General features: G+C 66.5%; 15 protein-coding genes and 3 rRNA genes. 3 read left to right on the top strand and 15 right to left on the bottom strand.

The window, feature by feature from the left end; all coding sequences use genetic code 11:
* Nucleotides 1–67: 67 nt before the first annotated feature.
* Together ACQP0P_RS18635 and ACQP0P_RS18630 are read right to left on the bottom strand one after the other, a co-directional pair.
* Nucleotides 68–886, bottom strand: coding sequence for a TlyA family RNA methyltransferase (locus ACQP0P_RS18635; RefSeq protein WP_433378325.1), 819 nt, complete (start codon nucleotides 884–886; stop codon nucleotides 68–70).
* Nucleotides 883–1,056, bottom strand: coding sequence for a hypothetical protein (locus tag ACQP0P_RS18630; protein ID WP_433378322.1), 174 nt, complete (start codon nucleotides 1,054–1,056; stop codon nucleotides 883–885). Before ACQP0P_RS18630 ends, ACQP0P_RS18635 begins: the two co-directional genes overlap by 4 nt.
* 413 nt (nucleotides 1,057–1,469) lie before the next feature.
* Here ACQP0P_RS18630 and ACQP0P_RS18625 point away from each other — a divergent pair, with 413 nt between their 5' ends.
* Complete coding sequence (locus tag ACQP0P_RS18625) at nucleotides 1,470–1,817, top strand: SCP2 sterol-binding domain-containing protein (protein ID WP_030905074.1); 348 nt, start codon at nucleotides 1,470–1,472, stop codon at nucleotides 1,815–1,817.
* Between the two features lie 61 nt (nucleotides 1,818–1,878).
* Here ACQP0P_RS18625 and ACQP0P_RS18620 read toward each other — a convergent pair whose 3' ends face one another.
* Nucleotides 1,879–2,886 (bottom strand): HAD-IIA family hydrolase, encoded by a 1,008-nt coding sequence (locus ACQP0P_RS18620; RefSeq protein ID WP_433378318.1) that lies wholly within the window; start codon nucleotides 2,884–2,886, stop codon nucleotides 1,879–1,881.
* Nucleotides 2,887–2,936: 50 nt separating this feature from the next.
* Nucleotides 2,937–3,368, bottom strand: a complete 432-nt coding sequence (locus tag ACQP0P_RS18615; RefSeq protein ID WP_343968972.1) for a tetratricopeptide repeat protein — start codon at nucleotides 3,366–3,368, stop codon at nucleotides 2,937–2,939.
* Nucleotides 3,369–3,489: 121 nt separating this feature from the next.
* Here ACQP0P_RS18615 and ACQP0P_RS18610 point away from each other — a divergent pair, with 121 nt between their 5' ends.
* Together ACQP0P_RS18610 and ACQP0P_RS18605 are read left to right on the top strand one after the other, a co-directional pair.
* Nucleotides 3,490–4,848 carry a DUF1015 family protein gene (locus ACQP0P_RS18610; protein ID WP_433378314.1) on the top strand — a complete coding sequence of 453 codons (1,359 nt, stop codon included), beginning with the start codon at nucleotides 3,490–3,492 and terminating at the stop codon, nucleotides 4,846–4,848.
* A 178-nt stretch (nucleotides 4,849–5,026) separates the two neighbouring features.
* Entirely contained in the window at nucleotides 5,027–5,953 is a 927-nt protein-coding gene (locus tag ACQP0P_RS18605; protein ID WP_433378310.1) for an MBL fold metallo-hydrolase, read from the top strand.
* 90 nt (nucleotides 5,954–6,043) lie between these two features.
* Here ACQP0P_RS18605 and ACQP0P_RS18600 read toward each other — a convergent pair whose 3' ends face one another.
* From ACQP0P_RS18600 to ACQP0P_RS18550, 11 genes are all read right to left on the bottom strand, one after another.
* Nucleotides 6,044–7,150: a hypothetical protein gene (locus ACQP0P_RS18600; RefSeq protein WP_433378305.1), complete on the bottom strand. Its 1,107-nt coding sequence runs from the start codon at nucleotides 7,148–7,150 to the stop codon at nucleotides 6,044–6,046.
* 2,347 nt (nucleotides 7,151–9,497) lie between these two features.
* Nucleotides 9,498–9,614: ribosomal RNA gene (gene rrf / locus ACQP0P_RS18595) — 5S ribosomal RNA — on the bottom strand.
* Nucleotides 9,615–9,745: 131 nt separating this feature from the next.
* A 23S ribosomal RNA gene (locus ACQP0P_RS18590) occupies nucleotides 9,746–12,875 on the bottom strand.
* A gap of 389 nt (nucleotides 12,876–13,264) precedes the next feature.
* Nucleotides 13,265–14,789 (bottom strand): 16S ribosomal RNA (locus ACQP0P_RS18585).
* The 16S, 23S and 5S rRNA genes sit together here, the layout of an rRNA operon.
* Before the next feature lie 680 nt (nucleotides 14,790–15,469).
* Nucleotides 15,470–16,738, bottom strand: coding sequence for a tyrosine--tRNA ligase (gene tyrS / locus ACQP0P_RS18580; protein ID WP_433378302.1), 1,269 nt, complete (start codon nucleotides 16,736–16,738; stop codon nucleotides 15,470–15,472).
* 138 nt (nucleotides 16,739–16,876) lie between these two features.
* Nucleotides 16,877–17,527 (bottom strand): DNA-3-methyladenine glycosylase, encoded by a 651-nt coding sequence (locus ACQP0P_RS18575; RefSeq protein WP_433378299.1) that lies wholly within the window; start codon nucleotides 17,525–17,527, stop codon nucleotides 16,877–16,879.
* Complete coding sequence (argH, locus tag ACQP0P_RS18570; protein WP_433378296.1) at nucleotides 17,527–18,945, bottom strand: argininosuccinate lyase; 1,419 nt, start codon at nucleotides 18,943–18,945, stop codon at nucleotides 17,527–17,529. Before argH ends, ACQP0P_RS18575 begins: the two co-directional genes overlap by 1 nt.
* 41 nt (nucleotides 18,946–18,986) lie before the next feature.
* Nucleotides 18,987–20,186, bottom strand: coding sequence for an argininosuccinate synthase (locus ACQP0P_RS18565; protein ID WP_433378293.1), 1,200 nt, complete (start codon nucleotides 20,184–20,186; stop codon nucleotides 18,987–18,989).
* A 69-nt stretch (nucleotides 20,187–20,255) separates the two neighbouring features.
* A complete protein-coding gene (locus ACQP0P_RS18560; protein ID WP_433381964.1) occupies nucleotides 20,256–20,750 on the bottom strand; it encodes an arginine repressor in 495 nt (164 codons plus the stop codon).
* 8 nt (nucleotides 20,751–20,758) lie between these two features.
* On the bottom strand, nucleotides 20,759–21,739 hold the full coding sequence (gene argF / locus ACQP0P_RS18555; protein WP_433378290.1) for an ornithine carbamoyltransferase: 981 nt from the start codon (nucleotides 21,737–21,739) through the stop codon (nucleotides 20,759–20,761).
* On the bottom strand, nucleotides 21,729–22,880 hold the full coding sequence (locus ACQP0P_RS18550; protein ID WP_433381961.1) for an acetylornithine transaminase: 1,152 nt from the start codon (nucleotides 22,878–22,880) through the stop codon (nucleotides 21,729–21,731). Before ACQP0P_RS18550 ends, argF begins: the two co-directional genes overlap by 11 nt.
* Nucleotides 22,881–22,925 lie beyond the last annotated feature (45 nt).

Raw genomic sequence — 22,925 nt, 5'->3', positions numbered from 1 at the left:
TCCAGTGTGGGTGCCCCGAGTTTCGGCTCCGGGCAGGATGTCAGGTCGTGCTCTCCCGGGTCGCCGGCTACCGGGGGCCCTCCGCCACCGCTCGCTCGATCTCGGCGCCGAGGTCGGCGACCGGCGGGGCCCCCTCTCCCTTACCCAGCCAGATGACGTACTCGACGTTGCCCGACGGGCCGGGCAGCGGGCTCGCGGTGACCCCTCGCACGGCCAGGCCGAGCGCCCGCGCGGCTTCGGCCACGTCCTGCACGGCCTCCGCGCGAAGCGCGGGGTCGCGGACGACGCCGCCCGCGCCGACCCGCTCCCTGCCGACCTCGAACTGGGGCTTGACCAGCATCGCGAAATCGGCCCGCTCGGCGGCGCAGCGCACCAGGGCGGGCAGTACCAGGCGCAGCGAGATGAAGGAGAGGTCTCCGACGACCAGGGTGGGCGCCTCGCCGACCATGTCCGGCGTCAGGTCCCTGACGTTGACCCGCTCCATGACCGTGACCCTGTCGTCGGTCCGCAGCGACCAGGCGAGCTGGCCGTAGCCGACGTCGACGGCCAGCACGTGGGTCGCGCCGCCGCGCAGCAGCACGTCTGTGAAGCCCCCGGTGGAGGCACCGGCGTCCAGGCAGCGGCGCCCGGCGACCGTGAGGCCGCGGGGGCCGAATGCCTCCAGCGCGCCGAGGAGCTTGTGCGCCCCTCGCGAGACGTAGTCCGGACCCTCGGCCGCCTCCACCACCACGATGGCCGAGGCGGTGTCGACCTGGGTCGCCGGCTTGGCCGCCACCTGGCCGCCGACGCTGACCCTGCCGGCCTCGATGAGCTGGGCCGCCTGTTCCCTGGACCGCGCCAGCCTCCTGCGGACGAGTTCGCTGTCGAGGCGTGCCCGCCGGCTCACGGGTGCCGGTCCGGGACGTCGTCCACCGAGGCGAGCGCCTGCTCCAGTCCGGTGAGCACCTCCTCGAAGACGTCCGCGTGCGCGCAGACGGGCAGGGCACCGAGCCGGGCGAGCCCGCCCAGCGCGGCGTCCGCCCGCTCGTCGCCCGTCTCCTCAAGCAGGTCCGTCATGCGCCCCCTCCGGATCCTCTCCTGGCCGCCTCGGCCGTCGTGGCCGTCTCGGCGCCCCTTGCCGCCGCACGGACGCGACGCTCACCGGCCCGGTGCCCGTGAATTCCCCGACCGTATCGGAACCCGCGTCCCCCGTCGCCCCGGTGGGCCTCGCTCCGCCCCGGCGTGGGTCAGGAGAGCGGGTTCTTCAAAGCTGGGTAAAGCGCGAACTATCGCGGGGGTCTCGCGCGTTGTCATCTCGTTAAGGTCGGCGGCCGCCCAAGCACGCCCTCCTCGGGGTTTCGTACGCCGCGGCGTACGCCCCTTTCCCGGCACACCCCCGCGCCGGATTGCATGCCGTGCCCATGTGGAACGCTACCGTCCGTACCTGAAAGGGATTCAGGCCGGTCCGGAAGAGAAGGGAGCGCCACGCGATGGCGACCGTCGACGAGTGCCGGGCGGCACTGCGCAAACTCGGCGAGCAGTTCGACGAGGTTGACCAGGCAAGCCGCGCCAAGCACGTGGTCGAGCGCAGTATCAGCTGCCACATCAAGGATCTCGGCGTGACCTTTTACGGTCGCATCCACCACGGCGGCCTCGGCCCCTTCGAGGATCTGCCCTCGGACGACGGCAGGGAGGCCGAGGTGAAGCTGACCATCGGCAGCGATGATCTCGTCGCCCTGGTCAACGGGGAACTCGACATGGGACGGGCCGTGTTCGGCGGCCGGGTCAGGGTCGACGCCAGCTTCGGAGACCTTCTCCGCCTGCGCAAACTTCTCTGAGGGCCCCGCCCGAGGGCGGGATCACCTGAGGGGAGAGACCGCCGGGACGAAAACAGCCCTCTCAGCCGGCGGGCGAGAGCGCGGAGTCGAGTGCCGCCTTCACCGCGTCCTCGTCCGCCCGGCCCTCCCCCGCGGCCTCCCAGGTCGCGGCTGAGGCGGCGCGGAGGCCGTCGAGCGGCTCACCTCCACCCTCAAGGGTGAGGACACCCTCCTCCCAGCGGGCCGTCCACCCGTCGCAGGTCCACCCGTCCCCGGCCCGCCGCACCTCGGGATAGGGCCGGTGCAGTGCGGACAGATCGCCGGCGACATAGGTCGGCCGGTGCCGGGGGGCGGCGGTCAGCACGTCGAGCGCGCTCGCCACCCCCGTCAGAACCAGCAGGCTGTCGACTCCGGCGTTGGTCGCCCCCTCGATGTCGGTGTCGAGCCGGTCGCCGACCACCAGGGGCCGCCGCGATCCGGTACGGAGCATCGACTCCCGATGCAGGGGCGGCTCGGGCTTGCCCGCGACGATCGGCTCCACCCCGGTCGCCGTGGCGATGACCCTGACCATCGCGCCGTTGCCGGGAAACTCACCTCTGCCGGTCGGCATGGTCGAGTCGGCGTTCGCGGCCACGAAGAGCGCCCCCTCTTGCACCGCGAGTGTCCCCTCGGTCAGCAGGCCGTAGGAGAGGTCGGGGGCTATGCCCTGGACGACCGCGACCGGACTGTCCAGGGCGGTGCTGACCGGACGCAGACCATGGGCGCGCAACGCGGTGCGCAGTCCCATCCCGCCGACCACCAGCACCGCGGCACCCGGTTCGACCCGCTCGGCCACGAGCCGTGCGGCGGCCTGGGCGGAGGTGACGACGTCATCTGGGGTCGCCGGAGCGCCCAGCGCGCTCAGGTGCTGGGCGATGGCGCCGGGGGTGCGTGAGGCGTTGTTGGTGACATAGGCGAGGCGCACGCCACGCTCCGCCGCCCGGCGTAGCGCCTCGGGCGCCCCGGGTACGGCGTCGCGCCCGAGATACACCACCCCATCGAGATCAAGGAGGAGGGTGTCATACAGGTCGATCAGCGCGTTTGTGTCCACAGACCTATTTCATCACCCACGTTCCACTGCTCGCACAGATCACATACGGATCACATCCGGCGGGCCCGTAACGTGGCGCGCACGCTTTTCAAGGCGGAGACGTAGTGCCGCTGGTCGGGCCGCATCGCGACGGCGATGGCCAGCGGCTCCTGGGCTCCCTCCATGTCCCCGGTCCGCCACAGGGCGAGCCCGAGACCGAAATACGCGTAGTCCTCGGCTGGGTTCGCATCGATGATCCAGCGAAAGCTGTCGACCGCGTCGGCGTACTGCCGGGAGTTGAACTGTGCCCGGGCGAGAGCCTCACGGATGCTCCGGGACTCCGGCTCCGCGTAGGCCGCCCGCTCCAGCAGCGCGGCAGCCGCCGCCGGGCTCCCCTCGGCCAGCAGCCTCATCCCTCGTTGAAACCATTCGTAGACGTCCCCGACCGGAGCGCCCGTCTCGGGGTTGGGGGAATCAGACGGACCGCTACGTCCTTGGACCATTGTGTGAGGCCTCCTTCATCGACAGACGACAGATCTGGCCGACTCCCTGACGGGACCGGGCACCACCGCAGCCTCGAGACGGCGCCTGGCCGTTTCAGGCCTTTATGGCAGCATGCCCTCTATGGCGAATCCTGAACTGCCGGTTCCCGACGGGCTGCTGCTACGCCCGTTCCGCGGCGTACGGTTCACGGTCGACGATCTGGCCGGGGTCACCTCACCGCCTTACGATCTCATCGACGAGGCGGGCGTACGGAAGTTGCTCGACACCCACCCCAACAACGTGGTGCGCCTGATCCTTCCCGGCATCGACCAGCCCAGGTACGCCGAGGCACGGGAGAGGCTTCGGGAGTGGCTCTCCTCCGGAGTGCTGGCCGCCGACGAGACACCCGCGATCTACGTCTACGAGCAGTCCGGGCCCGGAATCCTGCAGCGCGGACTCATCGGCGACGTGGGCCTGGCGGGGCCGGAACAGCACATCGTCCTGCCTCACGAGAACGTGATGCCCGGACCGGTCGCCAACCGGCTGGCGCTGATGCGCACCACGGAGGCCAACCTGGAGCCGATCTTCCTGCTCTACGACGGCGCGGGCGGCGCCGCCACCCGCCTCGTCGACCGGACCGCCACATCCCGGCCTCCGCTGGCGGAGGCGGTGACCGGCGACGGGGTCAGACACCGGCTGTGGGCCGTCACCGACACCGGTGAGCTCGCCTCCATCAACGCCGATCTCCGCCCTCGCCAGGCTCTGATCGCCGACGGGCACCACCGCTACGCCACCTACCTCGAACTTCAGCGGGAACACCACGCCGCGAGGCCCGCAGAGCCCGGGCCCTGGGATTTCGGTCTCGCACTCCTGGTGGACTCCGGCGCCTACCCCCCGCATCTGAAGGCCATCCATCGGGTCATTCCCGAACTGCCGCTCGGGGAGGCGCTGGCCAAGGCCAGGGGCTCCTGGAAGGTGCGGGAGCATGCGGGCCTGGCCGAGGGGCTGGCCGCGCTGGAGGAGAGCACCGGACCGGCCTACCTGTTGTCCGGCGGGGGCCCCACCTACCTGCTCACCGACCCCGACCCCGACCGGCTCGCGCACGCCATGCCGACCGACCGCTCGGCCGGATGGCGGGCGCTGAACACCTCCATCCTCGCGGAGTTCCTCCTGCCGAAGGTGTGGGGGATGCGGGACGACGAGCGTTCGGTGCGCGTCGTCCACCACGATCCGGAGGCCGCCACACAGCTCGCGCGGGCCTCCGGTGGGACGGCGGTGCTGCTGCGCCCGCTGGCGGTCGAGGACGTGCTCGCGATCGCGGCCCGGGGAGAACGGGTGCCCCGCAAGTCCACCTCCTTCGGCCCCAAGCCCCGCACCGGCCTGGTCCTGCGTCTGCTCACCAGTTCGGCCCAGAGCCCGCCCGCGAGCGGTCCGGCCCCCCAGGAAGCCGGAGCTTTGAGCGACTCTGAGGTCTCCGGCCCCTGGAGGTCCGAACAGTGACCGAGATCATGCGTTCACCCCGGAGACGACATCTCAGCGGCCCTCACAACCGGCACCGGGTCGCTTGCTTTCTTCGCGTACGGAGGCGAGCGGCCGAGGATGATTCTCTACGATGTGAGCTGCACCGGAATGGCCGAATACCGTTCTGGGGACGCCGGTTCCAGTTATGAGGTGACCTGTGGACAACATCACCGCCCTCGGCGGAGACGTCTATGAGATCGACACGAGGATGGCCGGATACTCCAGCATCACGGCCGGATACCTGATTCTCGGAGATCGGCCCTGCCTGGTGGAGACGGGCACCTCCACCTCGGCTCCCGTGGTACGCGACGCCCTGACCTCGCTGGGCGTCGGCCCGGCGGATCTCACCACGATCGCTGTCACGCACATCCACCTGGACCACGCGGGCGGAGTCGGGGACATCGCCGGTTTCTACCCGGATGCGGAGATCGTGGTTCACGAGAAAGGCGCCCGGCATCTCGCCGACCCGGCCAAACTGATGGCCAGCGCGCGAATGGTCTGGGGCGACAGGCTGGACGCCCTGTTCGGCGAGCTCTCCCCCACCGAAGCCTCACGAATTCGCGCGCTAGGGGACACCGGCACCATCGACCTCGGCAACGGACGCACGCTGAGCAGCCACTACTCCCCGGGACACGCCAAACATCACGTGGGGCTCATCGACTCCGGCACCGGTGACCTCTACGTCGGCGACGCGGCCGGGGTCTACCTTCCGGAGACGGGCGACCTACGCCCCGCCACGCCCCCGCCGGACTTCGACCTGCGGACCGCACTGGACTCGATCGCCCTGTTCAAGGCGCTGGGCCCGCAACGGCTGCTCTTCAGCCACTACGGGCCGGTCACGGACGTGGAAGAGATTCTGGGACGCTCCGCTGAGGAGTTGCGTGTCTGGGTCGACCTGACCCGTCAGGCCCGCGCGCAGGCCATGGACCTGGACCACGCGGTGGCCATGGTCAGGGAGCGGACCCGTGACCGCTATGCGGCGCTGAAGGCGGACGAGGCCACCGCCGAGCAGTTCGAGCTGCTGAGCGGCGCCCCGTCCAACGTGGCTGGAATCCTGCACTGGCTGGACCGGACAGAGTCGTAAGGACGCGTCTCCCAGGCCCAGGACCGCGCTGGAATCGCCATTTCGGGTGAACGGACCGTTCACCCGAAACGCGGCGAAGTCCCCGGGGAGCTACTTCTCCTCGGGCTTGCTCCGGCGATTCTGGCCCTGCTCGTCGGTCTCGTCCTGATCGTCGTGGGTATCGGGGGCATCGCGGAGAATGTCGCCGAAGTCAGGCTCGATGAAGGCCGGCTCGACAGCCAGGTCGGCCTTTCCCTCCTTCTCCTGGATCTTCCGCTCGATGCCCGCCGTTCCGGTCGCGTCAGGAGCGCCGGTGTCCAGGGCGTCACCGATCACGGGCTTTCCCGTGCCGAACGCCTCCTCGTAGAGATCGTCTTCGTCCTCGATGTCCGCGTCCAGAGTCGCCGCGTCGTCGATGTCGTCCTCGTCGGCGTCGTCGGCGTCGTCGGCGTCGTCGGCGTCGTCGTCGGCGTCGTCGGCGTCGTCCAGGAAGCGGTCGTCGACGGCTTCCTCGTCCTCGAACTCGTCGTCCTCTTCGAGATCCTCGATGACGGCCCCGGTCAGCTCCGCGTAACGCTCGGCCGCATCGGTCTCGCCGTCCTCGTCGAAAGCCATCGCCCGGCCGAACCACTCGGTGGCAGGCCCCTCGTGACCCGCCTCGAACAACGCGTCGGCGTAGGCGAAGGCGAGACGGGCCGACCAGGGCTGGGGACGCGTGTCGCGCAACTCGGGAAGGCGCTGGAGAGTGATGACCGCGGCATCGTGCTGACCGAGATCACGCCGGGCGCCGGATTCCACGATGGCGAGCTCGATCTTGCCGACGCGGTCGAGCCGCTCGGCCTCCTTGGAGCGGACCAGGTCGAGGGCGCGCTCGGGGCGGCCGAGGCCACGCTCGCAGTCCGCCATGATCGGCAGGAACGAGTCAGAACCCGTCATCCGGCGGGCCGCACGCAGGTCACTGAGTGCTTCGGAGAAGTGGCCGGCATGGTAGGCCGCGATGCCGACCGCCTCGCGGATCACTCCGATCCTGGCCGCGAAGCGGCGAGCGACCTTGGTGTGCTCGTACGCCCGCTCCGCGTCGTCCTCGCCCAGAGCCCTCTCGGCTGCCACGAGGTGGCGAGCGATCAGCTCCGCGAGGTCGAGCGGGAGGGAACGGAGCTCCTCGCGAATCTCCTTGTCGAGCTCCTCCGCGGTGATGTCCGGGGCAAGCTCGGGCAATTCCTCACGCTGGCGGCTGGGCGCCTCGTCACGGCCACCGGGCCGGTCATCCCGGCCATAGCGGGTGCGTGACCCCTCGCCATCGCGGTCTCCCCGGTAGCCGCCGGCGGGACGGTCGTCACGGTTGAACGGCCTGCGCTCACCACGATCGTCACGGTTGAAGGGCCTGCGCTCGCCGCTGTCGGGACGCGAACCGTAACGGCTACGGGCCTGGTCACGGTCACCGTACGAACGACGCTCGCCACCCGGACGATCATCACGGTTGAACGACGGACGCTCCCCACCCGAACGGTCATCGCGGTTGAACGGCCTGCGCTCACCACGATCATCACGGTTGAAGGGCCTGCGTTCACCGCTGTCGGGACGCGAACCGTACTGACCACGCGACTGATCGCGGTCACCGTACGAACGACGCTCCCCACCCGAACGGTCATCGCGGTTGAACGGCCTGCGCTCACCGCTGTCGGGACGCGAACCGTACTGACCACGCGACTGATCGCGGTCACCGTACGAACGACGCTCCCCACCCGAACGATCATCGCGGTTGAACGGCCTGCGCTCACCGCTGTCGGGACGCGAACCGTACTGACCACGCGACTGGTCACGGTCACCGTACGAACGACGCTCCCCACCCGAACGATCATCACGGTTGAACGGCCTGCGCTCACCACGATCATCACGGTTGAACGACGGACGATCTCCCCGGTAACCACCACCCGAACGGTCATCGCGGTTGAACGGCCTGCGCTCACCGCTGTCGGGACGCGAACCGTACTGACCACGCGACTGATCGCGGTCACCGTACGAACGACGCTCCCCACCCGAACGATCATCGCGGTTGAACGGCCTGCGCTCACCGCTGTCGGGACGCGAACCGTACTGACCACGCGACTGATCGCGGTCACCGTACGAACGACGCTCCCCACCCGAACGATCATCGCGGTTGAACGGCCTGCGCTCACCGCTGTCGGGACGCGAACCGTACTGACCACGCGACTGGTCACGGTCACCGTACGAACGACGCTCCCCACCCGAACGATCATCACGGTTGAACGGCCTGCGCTCACCACGATCATCACGGTTGAACGACGGACGATCTCCCCGGTAACCACCACCCGAACGATCACCGCTGTCGGGACGCGAACCGTACTGACCACGCGACTGATCGCGGTCACCGGACGAACGACGCTCCCCACCCGAACGGTCGTCACGGTCGAACGGCCTGCGCTCACCACGATCATCACGGTTGAAGGACGGCCTGTCCCCGCGGTCACGGGCTCCGTAGGAACCGCCTCGGGACTGGTCGCGATCACCATAGGAACGCTGGTTGTCACCACGCGGCCCCGAAGGCCTCTGCCCACCGCCCGGCCGGTCGTCGCGGTTGAAAGGAGGACGGCCGGAACCACGGTCGTCACGGTTGTAGGACGGCCTGTCGCCGCGGTCACGAGAGCCGTAAGAACCGCCCGGGCGCCCCTCTCGGCGCTCACCATATCGGGGGCCGTCTCCCGGACGTCCCCTGTAGCCACCTGCGCGATCGCCGCGGTGACCTCCCTGACCGCCAGATCCGCGGTTCTCGCCCTCTTCGCGTCGACCCGCGCCTTCAGGCCGGTTGTCACTGTTCACTTCTGGTCCATTCGTTGGCTCACTCTGCGAGCGCCTCCCATCTCCTCGATCGGATGGGACGGTTCGCTGTGCGGGCGGTCTCCGGCCGCGGGGTGCGCCCCGTTCGCTATCGCTGCCCCGCCCTATCGTGGTCTGGCGCGACGAAGGCCACCCGCTGGTGGGGTGGCCCGGCCTCTCCAGCCTAGCAAGCCATTGAAACTCCATACGCCCTTCTCCGGTACCCGTAAATGATCACGAACGTCGTGGCGCAGTGCATTGCCGGATTTCAGAGCGCTGCGGAGTGTCCGGCCCTCGTCTGGCATCACAGGTTCGGCAGAGCAGAAGGCCGCTCAGCGGAGGCTCTCCCTGATGGCGAGCCCGTGGAGGCCTTAACTGGGACACGAACGGCTGGCTTTTCCATCAAGCCCCGGCTCCTGGGATGATTTCCGAATCTCCCAGAAGCGCCTTTCGGAACTCTCCTTGGAAGGCATGAAGAACACTGGCCGACGGTTCGGATTCCAGTGCATGGAAACGCCGAGAACTCCCACCGACCGGCGGGGATCCAGGTACAGCCCCTTGTTCGAAGGCTCCCCGGAAACCACTGTGAACCGGTGAGAGCCGAGGTCTGCCCCCTTACACGGAAGCCCACTGAAAACCCCAGAAAAACCCCGCAAGCCCCTTCCCGAAAGCTCCCTGGAAAACACGAAGGCCCCCACCAAAAGGTGAGGGCCCTCAATGAAAAATTGTCCGGCGGCGACCTACTCTCCCACACCGTCCCCGGTGCAGTACCATCGGCGCTGAAGAGCTTAACTTCCGGGTTCGGAATGTAACCGGGTGTTTCCCCTTCGCCATAACCGCCGTAACACTATGAAACACACAAACCACTGTTTGCTGTCTCAGAATTGCCTAGTGGACGCGAGCAAGACCTTGATCTGGCGCTGCTCCGGACCCGGCGAAGGGACAGAGCGCTGCACAGATCAAGCATGTTGCTTTGTGGTCAAGTCCTCGGCCTATTAGTACTGGTCAGCTCCACACATTACTGCGCTTCCACCTCCAGCCTATCAACCCGGTCGTCTACCGGGAGCCTTACCCACTCTCGTGGTGGGAGACCTCATCTCAAGGCGAGCTTCCCGCTTAGATGCTTTCAGCGGTTATCCCTTCCGAACGTAGCCAACCAGCCGTGCTCCTGGCGGAACAACTGGCACACCAGAGGTTCGTCCGTCCCGGTCCTCTCGTACTAGGGACAGCTCCTTTCAAGTCTCCTGCGCGCGCAGCGGATAGGGACCGAACTGTCTCGCGACGTTCTAAACCCAGCTCGCGTGCCGCTTTAATGGGCGAACAGCCCAACCCTTGGGACCTACTCCAGCCCCAGGATGCGACGAGCCGACATCGAGGTGCCAAACCATCCCGTCGATATGGACTCTTGGGGAAGATCAGCCTGTTATCCCCGGGGTACCTTTTAGCCGTTGAGCGACGGCGCTTCCACATGCCACCGCCGGATCACTAGTCCCAGCTTTCGCTCCTGCTCGACCCGTCGGTCTCACAGTCAAGCTCCCTTGTGCACTTACACTCGACACCTGATTGCCAACCAGGCTGAGGGAACCTTTGGGCGCCTCCGTTACTCTTTAGGAGGCAACCGCCCCAGTTAAACTACCCACCAGACACTGTCCCTGATCCGGATCACGGACCGAAGTTAGACGTTCAAAACGACCAGAGTGGTATTTCACCAATGACTCCACCACCACTAGCGTGATAGCTTCACCGTCTCCCACCTATCCTACACAAGACGTTCCAAACGCCAATGTCAAGCTATAGTGAAGGTCCCGGGGTCTTTCCGTCCTGCTGCGCGTAACGAGCATCTTTACTCGTAGTGCAATTTCGCCGGGTCTGCGGTTGAGACAGCGGGGAAGTCGTTACGCCATTCGTGCAGGTCGGAACTTACCCGACAAGGAATTTCGCTACCTTAGGATGGTTATAGTTACCACCGCCGTTTACTGGCGCTTAAGTTCTCAGCTTCGCCACACAAGTGCGACTAACCGGTCCCCTTAACGTTCCAGCACCGGGCAGGCGTCAGTCCGTATACATCGTCTTACGACTTCGCACGGACCTGTGTTTTTAGTAAACAGTCGCTTCCCCCTGGCCTCTGCGACCCCCACCAGCTCAGAACGCAAAGGTTCGTCACCAGCGAAGGCCCCCCTTCTCCCGAAGTTACGGGGGCAATTTGCCGAGTTCCTTAACCACAGTTCACCCGATCGCCTTAGTATTCTCTACCTGACCACCTGAGTCGGTTTAGGGTACGGGCCGCCACGACACTCACTAGAGGCTTTTCTCGGCAGCATAGGATCACCCACTTCGCCACAATCGGCTCGGCATCACATCTCAGACTTAATGTGCTGCGGATTTGCCTACAACACGTCCTACATGCTTACCCCAGGACTACCATCGCCTGGGCTGGGCTACCTTCCTGCGTCACCCCATCGCTTACCTACTACCAGTTCAGGCCAGGCGTTCAGCCTCACCCACACCCCGAAGGGCGTTAGGGGCTTAAGGACCCTTAGTATCACTGGATTCAGTATTGGCGCATCGTAGCGGGTACGGGAATATCAACCCGTTGTCCATCGACTACGCCTGTCGGCCTCGCCTTAGGTCCCGACTTACCCTGGGCGGATTAGCCTGCCCCAGGAACCCTTGGTCATCCGGCGCAGAAGTTTCTCACTTCTGATTCGCTACTCATGCCTGCATTCTCACTCGCACAGCCTCCACAGCTGGATCACTCCGCTGCTTCACCGGCCGCACGACGCTCCCCTACCCATCCACACACCTAAACCACAAAGGCTCAGTTATACGTGTGAATGCCACGACTTCGGCGGTGTACTTGAGCCCCGCTACATTGTCGGCGCAGAATCACTTGACCAGTGAGCTATTACGCACTCTTTCAAGGGTGGCTGCTTCTAAGCCAACCTCCTGGTTGTCACTGCGACTCCACATCCTTTCCCACTTAGCACACGCTTAGGGGCCTTAGTCGGTGGTCTGGGCTGTTTCCCTCTCGACTACGGAGCTTATCCCCCGCAGTCTCACTGCTGCGCTCTCACTTACCGGCATTCGGAGTTTGGCTGACGTCAGTAACCTTGTCGGGCCCATTAGCCATCCAGTGCTCTACCTCCGGCAAGAAACACGCAACGCTGCACCTAAATGCATTTCGGGGAGAACCAGCTATCACGGAGTTTGATTGGCCTTTCACCCCTAAACACAGGTCATCCCCCAGGTTTTCAACCCTGGTGGGTTCGGTCCTCCACGCGGTCTTACCCGCGCTTCAACCTGCCCATGCCTAGATCACTCCGCTTCGGGTCTACAGCATGCGACTCAAACGCCCTATTCAGACTCGCTTTCGCTACGGCTCCCCCACACGGGTTAACCTCGCCACACACCATAACTCGCAGGCTCATTCTTCAAAAGGCACGCAGTCACATCACAAACACTCCGAAGAATGTTTACGCTCCTACGGCTTGTAGGCACACGGTTTCAGGTACTATTTCACGACCCCTCACCGGGGCGCTTTTCACCTTTCCCTCACGGTACTTGTTCACTATCGGTCATCAGGGAGTATTTAGGCTTACCAGGTGGTCCTGGCAGATTCACACAGGATTTCTCGGGCCCCGTGCTACTTGGGATCCCCTCCAACAGTCCAACCAATTTCGCCTACCCGACTCTCACGGTCTACGGCGCCACTTCCCAGAAGCTTCGGCTATCGGAAGGATTTCTTACTGTCTACGGTCTCGGCAGAAACCGTCAGAGGGTCCCACAACCCCGTAAACGCAACGCCTGCCGGCTATCACACGCCTACGGTTTAGCCTGATCCGCTTTCGCTCACCACTACTCACGGAATCACTAATTTGTTTTCTCTTCCTACGGGTACTGAGATGTTTCACTTCCCCGCGTTACCACCAACCGCCCTATACATTCAGGCGGAGGCAACACCACATGACTGGTGCTAGGTTTCCCCATTCGGACATCCCCGGATCAAAGTCTGGTTGGCGACTCCCCGGGGCTTAACGCAGCCTCCCACGTCCTTCATCGGCTCCTGATGCCAAGGCATCCACCGTGTGCCCTAAAAAACTTGGCCACAAAGATGCTCGCGTCCACTATGCAAATCTCAAACAACAAACAGCGACCAAACCCGCCCCGCCACCAACACCCGGCTCCGAAGAACCAGACCGGTATGACAGGAGGATGGTCCCGCATGAGGCTCCAACAGACAGCAAGCCCGCCACAGGCGGGCCCGCCATGATGTCCGTTTCCTCAGGACCCAACAGTGTGTCCAACCAGACCCAGCCCCCGAAACCCCGTTCCCACTCCCTCTCACGAGGGCGGTACTAGCAGTCCCGGCCGACAGACCCGGTTGAGTAGCCAGTGCTCCACTAATGAGCGCGCCGTGTGCAGAACGTACGCCTGCAGACACGACATGAACCCTTCTCCCAGCCGAAACCGGCGAGAAGAGCCGATGCTCCTTAGAAAGGAGGTGATCCAGCCGCACCTTCCGGTACGGCTACCTTGTTACGACTTCGTCCCAATCGCCAGCCCCACCTTCGACCGCTCCCCCCAGACAAGCTGGTTGGGCCACGGGCTTCGGGTGTTGCCGACTTTCGTGACGTGACGGGCGGTGTGTACAAGGCCCGGGAACGTATTCACCGCAGCGTTGCTGATCTGCGATTACTAGCGACTCCGACTTCATGGGGTCGAGTTGCAGACCCCAATCCGAACTGAGACCGGCTTTTAGGGATTCGCTCCACCTCACGGTATCGCAACCCTCTGTACCGGCCATTGTAGCATGTTTGCAGCCCAAGACATAAGGGGCATGATGACTTGACGTCATCCCCACCTTCCTCCGAGTTGACCCCGGCAGTCTCCAATGAGTCCCCACCACCCCCGAAGGAGCGTGCTGGCAACATTGAACAAGGGTTGCGCTCGTTGCGGGACTTAACCCAACATCTCACGACACGAGCTGACGACAGCCATGCACCACCTGTCACCCAGTCCGAAGAGGCACCCATCTCTGAGTGTTTCCGGGCGATGTCAAGCCTTGGTAAGGTTCTTCGCGTTGCGTCGAATTAAGCAACATGCTCCGCCGCTTGTGCGGGCCCCCGTCAATTCCTTTGAGTTTTAGCCTTGCGGCCGTACTCCCCAGGCGGGGCGCTTAATGCGTTAGCTACGGCGCGGAAACCGTGGAAGGTCCCCACACCTAGCGCCCAACGTTTACAGCGTGGACTACCAGGGTATCTAATCCTGTTCGCTCCCCACGCTTTCGCTCCTCAGCGTCAGGTAAGGCCCAGAGAACCGCCTTCGCCACCGGTGTTCCTCCTGATATCTGCGCATTTCACCGCTACACCAGGAATTCCGTTCTCCCCTACCTACCTCTAGCCAGCCCGTATCGAATGCAGACCTGGAGTTAAGCCCCAAGCTTTCACACCCGACGTGACAAGCCACCTACGAGCTCTTTACGCCCAATAATTCCGGACAACGCTTGCGCCCTACGTATTACCGCGGCTGCTGGCACGTAGTTAGCCGGCGCTTCTTCTGCAGGTACACGTCAACTTCGTCCCTGCTGAAAGAGGTTTACAACCCGAAGGCCGTCATCCCCCACGCGGCGTCGCTGCGTCAGGCTTTCGCCCATTGCGCAATATTCCCCACTGCTGCCTCCCGTAGGAGTCTGGGCCGTGTCTCAGTCCCAGTGTGGCCGGTCGCCCTCTCAGGCCGGCTACCCGTCGTCGCCTTGGTAGGCCGTTACCCCACCAACAAGCTGATAGGCCGCGAGTCCATCCCCAACCGAAAAGACTTTCCACACCCACCCGATGCCGGGAGGTGTCGTATCCGGTATTAGACCCAGTTTCCCGGGCTTATCCCAGAGTCAGGGGCAGGTTACTCACGTGTTACTCACCCGTTCGCCGCTCGAGTACCCCGAAGGGCCTTTCCGCTCGACTTGCATGTGTTAAGCACGCCGCCAGCGTTCGTCCTGAGCCAGGATCAAACTCTCCAAACAATGTCTGAACAGTTGCTCCCGGCTGAAAGCACCCATCTCACATGATGGATGTTCAACCAAAGGAATCCGTCCCCCACCCCGATGAAAGGGCAGGTTGGACAGGGTTGTGCTTCATGCACTGGCTTTTAACACACTGTTGAGTTCTCAAGAAACGGACGCGTACACCGTCGTCCCGACCAGTACTTGATCGGAGAGCCAGGGGCGCTCTGCTTCGTACTTAAATCCTACAGCTTGTCAAGACTGTGTCAAATTGCTAGCTCTCAGCTATTTGTCACAAACCCTGCAGACTCACTAGGATTTTCTTTGCCCCGCTTCCGGAGCAATCCGCTGAACCTACCGTGTCATCCGGGCCACAGCGAAGCAACCGGTTTTCCGGTGATCTACGCGGAGTCCGAACTCTCAAGTTCGTTCAGTGGAGTGTCCCTGGGGCCCGTCCGCCAGCTCAGGCGTCCGGCTCGCTCCCGGGGCATTGAAAAGATTATGCCCCTCCCGGAACATCGTCAAATCAGCCGCGCTTGGTAAAACCGCAGGTCAGAGGGGTTCCTTAAGGAAACCAGGCGCGTTTGCTACCGGAATGTTACGCGGTGAGACAGCGAACGCCCCGGCCGAAGCCGGGGCGTCCATCCCTCGTAATCATCGCCTTTACCTGGCAGAAGAGCAGATCGACAGCGCGGGAGGGGTCAGGCCTCGACGACCTCGACGCCACCGACCGAACGCTTGCCACGGCGGAGCACCAGGAAGCGTCCGTGGAGCAGATCATCGGCCGACGGCACGTACGCCTCGTCGGTGACCTTGGTGTTGTTGAGGTAGGCGCCGCCCTCCTTGACGGTGCGACGCGCCTCGGACTTCGACTTGACCAGGCCACTCTCGGCGAGCAGGTCGACAAAGGACGCTCCCAGCACGGAAACCTCGGCACGCGGCACCTCGGCGAGAGCCTCCCCAAGCGTGCGCGCGGGCAACTCCTCCAGGGAGCCCTGACCGAACAGAGCCGCCGAGGCGGCGATCACCGCGGCGCACTCGTCGGCACCGTGCAGCAGCGTGGTGAACTCCTCCGCGAGTGCTCGCTGGGCCTCGCGCGCGGCGGGCCGCGCGGCGGCGGCCTTCTCCAGCTCCTCGATCTCCTCGCGGGACCTGAAGCTGTAGATCTTGAGGAACTTCACCACGTCCCTGTCATCCGAGTTCAGCCAGAACTGGTAGAAGGCGTACGGCGAGGTCATCTCAGGGTTGAGCCAGACCGCACCGCCGGCGGTCTTGCCGAACTTGGTCCCGTCCGCCTTGGTGATCAACGGCACGGTGAGGGCGTGCACATGGCTACCCGTCACCCGGCGGATGAGGTCGGTTCCCGCGGTGATGTTGCCCCACTGGTCGCTGCCGCCGATCTGGAGCGTGCAGCCGTGGCGCCGGTTCAGCTCCAGGTAGTCGTTGGCCTGCAGGATCTGGTAGCTGAACTCGGTGTAGCTGAGCCCCTCTCCCCCCAGCCGGGCGGAGACCGACTCGCGGGCGAGCATCCGGTTGACGGGGAAGTGCTTGCCGACGTCACGCAGGAAGTCGATCGCCGACATGCCCTCGGTCCAGTCGAGGTTGCTGACCAGGACCCCGCCCGTCTCCTCCGAGAAGTCGAGGAACTTCTCCAGCTGAACACGGATCCGCGCCACCCATTCGGCCACGACCTCGGACGAGTTCAGCGAGCGCTCGGTGCTCCGACCGCTGGGGTCGCCGATCAGGCCGGTCGCGCCGCCCACCAGGCCGACGACCCGGTGCCCCGCCCGCTGCAGGCGGGTGAGGGTCAGCAACGGGACCAGGTTGCCGACGTGCAGCGAGGGCGCGGTCGGGTCGAAGCCGCAATAGACCGTGATCGGACCCTCGGCCATCGTCCCGCGCAGGGTGTCGATGTCGGTGGACTGCGCGATCAGGCCGCGCCAGGCGAGGTCATCCAGAATGTCGGTCACGATCCTTGCTTTCCAATGCTCGAAGGGACATTTAGCGCTCTCGTACACCCTGCCCGATCGCGGCACCGTCGCGCCACTCGAAACCCTCCTCGAACGCGAGTCGACCAGCGGGGAAGCGAGGAGGAGCGCACGGGTGGCCTACCGGCGGCGCGGCACGTGCGGGCGATGGGGCGAGACGGTGGGGTCGCCGTCGATCCAGAAACGCCAGGGCGTCTCCTTCCCCGACGAGACCCCGGTGCGCGGCCCCGACCTGACGGACCTGGCCACGACGGGTTCCCCCTCGATCACGGAGAGCGATCCCGGGGCGCAGACATCGAGTCCGTTGTGCTCCAGGGTGAAACCGAGCGCCACGGCCAGACGTGCCGGCCCTCTGGCCAGATCGACGTCCCGGACGGCACGGGTGCTTCCCGTTCTCCGGCGGGCCATGGCGGTCCCGATACCGGAGATCACCTCTCCGGCCCTGAGCAGTATCCCGGACCCCGTCCCCTCGGGAAGGCACGTGAGGTTGGCGCAGAAATGCATGCCGTATGTGAAGTAGACGTACAGGTGGCCCGGTGGGCCGAACATCACCGCGTTGCGCGGCGTCCGGCCCCGGTAGGTGTGCGACGCGGGATCCTCGCCCGGCAGGCCGTACGCCTCGACCTCGGTGAGACGCAGCGCGACCGGCCCGTGCACGAGTACTCGTCCCAGCAGATCCGGAGCGATCTCGTGGGCGGGCCGGTCGAAGAAGTCGCGCGCCAGCGGCGCGGGCGCGGCGAGCGAGTGCCCGCCGTGCTCTTCGGCGGGCATCAGTTCCCGATCGCCCAGGCCGCCTGGTCGTCAACGATCTCGCGGAGCGCGACGAGCTGGTCGCGGACCCGGTCCGGCGCCGTACCGCCGTGCGCCTTGCGGGCGGCCAGTGCGCCCGGCACCGAGAGAACCTCGCGGGAGTCAGGCGTGAAGTGCGGCGAGACCTTGGCCAGTTCGTCGTCGGTGAGCTCGTCGAAGTCCTTGTCGTTGACCTGGCACCAGACGACCAGGTGCCCGACCGCCTCGTGGGCCTCGCGGAAGGCGACGCCCCTGCGGACCAGCAGCTCGGCCAGGTCGGTGGCCAGCGCGAACCCGTCTGGGGCCGAGGTCTCCAGCTTGGCGGTGTTGACGCGCATGGTCGCGACAAGCCCGGCCATGGCGGGAAGAACGAGCAGCAGGCTGTCGACGGAGTCGAACACCGGCTCCTTGTCCTCCTGCAGGTCCCGGTTGTAGGTCAGCGGCAGACCCTTGAGCGTCGTCAGCAGCGACATCAGGTTGCCGATGAGGCGGCCGCTCTTGCCCCGGGCGAGCTCGGCCACGTCGGGGTTCTTCTTCTGCGGCATGATCGACGAGCCGGTGGAGTAGGCGTCGTCCATCTCGATCCAGCGGAACTCCTGCGAGGCCCACAGGACGATCTCCTCGCCCAGCCGGGACAGGTGCACGCCGATCATCGCCGCGTCGAACAGGAACTCGGCGGCGAAGTCTCGGTCGGCGACCGCGTCCATCGAGTTGGGCGCGGCGGAGTCGAAGCCGAGTTCCCTGGCCACGGCCTGCGGGTCGAGCGGCAGGGAGGACCCGGCCAGCGCCCCGGAGCCGAGCGGGGAGACGGCCGCGCGCCTGTCCCAGTCGCGCAGTCGCTCGATGTCGCGGGCGAAGGCGTGTACGTGCGCCAGGAGCTGGTGGCCGAAGGAGACCGGCTGGGCGTGCTGCAGGTGGGTCATGCCCGGGGCCGCCGTCTCGGCGTGCTCCTCTGCCTGGCTCATCAGCGCGGTCTCCAGCTCCACCAGCCGGGACACGATATGCCTGACGTGATCGCGGAGGTAGAGCCGCAGATCGGTGGCGACCTGGTCGTTGCGGCTGCGGCCGGCTCTGAGCTTGCCGCCGAGCGTGCCGAGACGTTCCAGCAGGCCGCGCTCCAGCGCGGTGTGGACGTCCTCGTCGGCGACGGTCGGCCGGAACTCGCCCTCCTTGCAGGCTCGCTCCAGGTCGTCCAGGGCGCCGAGCATGCGTGCCAGCTCGTCATCGGTCAGCAGGTTCGCGCGGTGCAGCACCCGGGCGTGCGCGCGCGAGGCCAGCAGATCGTACGGCACCAGCCGCCAGTCGAAGTGCACGCTCACAGAGAGCCTGGTCAGCGCGTCGGCCGGACCTCCTTCGAACCGGCCGCCCCACAGCCGCATCGGCTTGCCACCATCAGTCACCGTTGTTCTCCCTCCCCATTCAATCCGCGACCTTAGCCCACTCAGCCCAACCGGGCGTCCCGGGCGGAGGCAATCTTGGAGGGAAGGCTCCACAGCTCGACGAAGCCCTTGGCGAGAGACTGGTCGAAAGTGTCGCCGGTGTCGTAGGTGGCGAGGTTGAAGTCGTACAGCGACGCCTCCGAGCGCCGGCCCGTGACCGTGGCCCGGCCGCCGTGCAGGGTCATCCGGATCTCGCCGGTGACGTGCTCCTGAGCCTCGGCGATGAAGACGTCCAGGGCCTTCTTGAGGGGGGAGAACCAGAGGCCGTCGTAGACGAGCTCGCCCCAGCGCTGGTCCACCGACCGCTTGAACCTGGCCAGGTCGCGCTCGACCGTGACGTTCTCCAGCTCCATGTGCGCGGTGATCAGAGCGATGGCGCCCGGTGCCTCGTATACCTCGCGGGACTTGATACCGACGAGCCGGTCCTCGACCATGTCGAGGCGGCCGACGCCCTGGGCGCCCGCGCGCTGGTTCAGCTCGGCGATGACCTGGAACGGGGTCAGGTGCCGCCCGTCCAGCGCCACCGGGACGCCCTTGACGAAGCTGATGATGACCTCGTCGGCCTCGCGCGACTGGGCGGGGTCGGCGGTGTAGGAGTAGACGTCCTCGATGGGGCCGTTCCAGATGTCCTCAAGGAAGCCCGTCTCGACGGCCCGGCCCCAGATGTTCTGGTCGATCGAGTAGGGGTTCTTCTTGGTGGTCTCGATCGGCAGGCTCTTCTCCTCGGCGTAGGCGATCGCCTTGTCCCGGGTCCACGCGTAGTCGCGGGCCGGGGCGATGACCTTGAGCTCGGGGAAGAGCGCGGCCAGGCCGGCCTCGAACCGGACCTGGTCGTTGCCCTTGCCGGTGCAGCCGTGCGAGACGTGGGTGCCGCCGAACTCCTTGGCCGCGGCGGCCAGGTGCTTGACGATCAGCGGCCGCGACAGGGCGGAGACCAGCGGATAGCGGTCCATGTAGAGGGCGTTGGCCTGCAGGGCGGGCACGCAGAAGTCGGCGGCGAACTCCTCGCGGGCGTCCACGACGACGGACTCCACGGCGCCGCAGTCGATGGCCCGCTTGCGGATGATCTCCATGTCCTCGCCGCCCTGGCCGACGTCGACGGCGACCGCGATCACCTCGGCGCCGGTCTTCTCGGCGAGGAAGGGGATGGCCACGGAGGTGTCGAGGCCGCCTGAGAAGGCGAGTACGACCCGGTCGGTCATGATTGATCTCTCCAAGTTATTCGTTCGTCACAGGTCTCAGATGGTGCCGGGATCGCCCGGCTGAGCAGGCTAAACACGTCGGTCGGCGTGCCTGAGCAGCCCCTCGGCGACCGCTGCCCCGCCCACCGGGTCACGGCTGATGACGAGGATCGTGTCGTCTCCGGCGACCGTGCCGAGGATGGACTCCCAGTCGGCGTGGTCGATGGCGGAGGCGAGGAACTGCGCGGCGCCCGGTGGCGTGCGGACGATGACCAGGTTGGCGGAGGCCTCGGCCGAGACGAGAAGCTCCTCGGCGAGCCGGCTGAGCCGGGCGGCCGGGGACTCGCCGGTGCCGAGCCTGGCCAGCCTTATCCGGCCGCCGCCCTCACCGGGCAGGGCGTAGACCAGGGAGCCGTCCTCGGCGCGCAGCTTGAGCGCGCCGAGCTCGTCCAGGTCCCGGGAGAGGGTGGCCTGGGTGACCTCGACCCCGCTCTCCAGCAGGAGCTTGGCCAGCTCCGGCTGGGATCTGACGGGCTGCCGCTGCAGCAGGTCGGCGATCCTGGCCTGACGGGCGACCTTGGTCATCGGGATCGTCACGCGACCACCCCGCCCCCGGGCGCGTCCGGACCGCTCATCGAGATCAACCAGTACAGCAGGGCCTTCTGGGCGTGCAGCCGGTTCTCGGCCTGGTCCCACACCAGGCTCCGCGGGCCGTCGAGGACCTCGGCGGAGATCTCCAGCTCGCGGTAGGCGGGCAGGCAGTGCAGGACGATGGCGCCGGGCGCCGCGCGGTCCACCAGCGCGGCGTTGACCTGGTAGGGCATGAGGTCGGCGACCCGCTGTTCCTTGCCGTCCTGGCCCATGGAGACCCAGGTGTCGGTGGCGAGGACATCCGCGCCCGCGGCGGCCTCGGCCGGGTCGGTGAGCACGGTGACCGATCCTCCGGTCTCCTCGGCGACCCTGGCGGCCCGCCGGAGAATCTTCGGGTCCGGCAGGTACCCGGCGGGGGCGGCGACCCGCACGTGCATGCCGGCGACGGCACCGCCGAGCAGGTAGGAGTGGGCCATGTTGTTGGCGCCGTCCCCGAAGTAGGCCAGGGTGAGTCCGGCGGTCCTGCCGAAGTGCTCCCTGACGGTCTGCAGGTCCGCGAGGATCTGGCAGGGGTGGAACTCGTCGGTGAGGGCGTTGATCACCGGCACCGAGGAGGCCGTGGCCATGGACTCGACCCTGTCCTGGCCCGAGGTACGCCACACGATGGCGCTCACCTGACGCTCCAGGACCCGGGCGGTGTCCTCGATCGACTCACCCCGGCCCATCTGGGAGGAGCCTGCGTCGACGATCAGGGGCAGGCCGCCGAGCTCCCCGATGCCGACGGCGAAGGAGACCCGGGTGCGGGTGGACGGCTTGTCGAAGAGGACGGCGACGGTCTGCGGGCCCTCGAAGGGGCGGTAGCCGTAGCGGTCCTTCTTCATGGCCTCGGCCAGGTCGAGCACCTGGGCCTGCTCGGCGGACGAGAGGTCGTCGTCCTTCAGGAAGTGCCTGACGGGCGCCTGCGCGGAGAGGTTACTGGGCATCGACGGCCTCGTCGAGGATCGCTGGGAGCGCGGCCACGAAGGCGGCGACCTGAGCGGAAGTGATCACCAGCGGGGGTGCGAGCCGCACCGCGTGGGGCTGGAGGGCGTTGACCAGGAAACCGGCTCGCCGCGCGGCGGTCTGGAAGTGGGCGGAGCGGTCGTCGGTCAGCAGAACGGCCAGCCACAGGCCCCTGCCCCGGACACCGGCGAGCAGCGGGTGGTCGATCGCGGCGATGCCGTCGGCGAGTTCGGCCCCGACGGTACGCACGTGCTCCAGCAGGCCGTCGGTGTCAATCGTGTCGAGCACGGCGAGCGCCGCGGCGGTCGAGACGGGGTTGCCACCGAAGGTGGACCCGTGGTCGCCCTGGGCGAAAACCGTGGCCGCCGCGCCGAAGCCGACGCAGGCGCCGATCGGCATGCCTCCGCCGAGGCCCTTGGCCAGGGTGAGCACGTCGGGCAGGATGCCTTCGTGCTGGTGGGCGAACCAGTGCCCGGTGCGGCCGATCGCCGACTGGATCTCGTCCGCGACCAGCAGCGCGCCTGCGGCGTCGCAGATCTCCCTGGCCGCCGTGAAGTAGCCCTCGGGCGGGGGCACGACCCCCGCCTCCCCCTGGGTGGGTTCGAGGAAGACCGCGGCGCACTCGCCGGTCACCGCGCTCTTGAGCGCGTCGGCGTCACCGTACGGCACGAAACGAACATCGATCGGGAAAGGTCCGAACTGGTCACGGATGGAGGGTTTGCCGGTCAGGGCGAGCGCGCCGAGGGTCCGGCCGTGGAAGGCGTTCTCGGCGGCCACGAAGTAGGTGCGGCCGTTCGACTTGCCGTACTTGATGGCGAGCTTCAGCGCGGCCTCGTTGGCCTCGGTGCCGGAGTTGGTGAAGAACACCCTGGCGGGGGCGCCGAGCAGGCTGAGCAGGCGCTCGGCGAGCAGCACCTCGGGCTCGTGCAGGAAGAGGTTGCTGGTGTGGGCGAGGGTGGCGACCTGCCTGGAGACGGCCTCCACCAGCGCCGGGTGGGCGTGGCCGAGCGAGCTGACCGCGATGCCGCCGATCAGGTCGAGATACTCGCGGCCGTCGACGTCCCAGACCCTCGTGCCCTCGCCTCGGGCCAGTGCCACCGGGGGCACCCCGTAGTTGGCCATGAAGGCGGCCTCGAAGCGCGCGGTGAGCGCCTCTGCGGCGGGACT

The organism is Streptosporangium sp. CA-115845 (assembly GCF_050943795.1).
Taxonomy (GTDB): domain Bacteria; phylum Actinomycetota; class Actinomycetes; order Streptosporangiales; family Streptosporangiaceae; genus Streptosporangium.
This window is presented reverse-complemented; position numbering and strand designations above follow the sequence as displayed.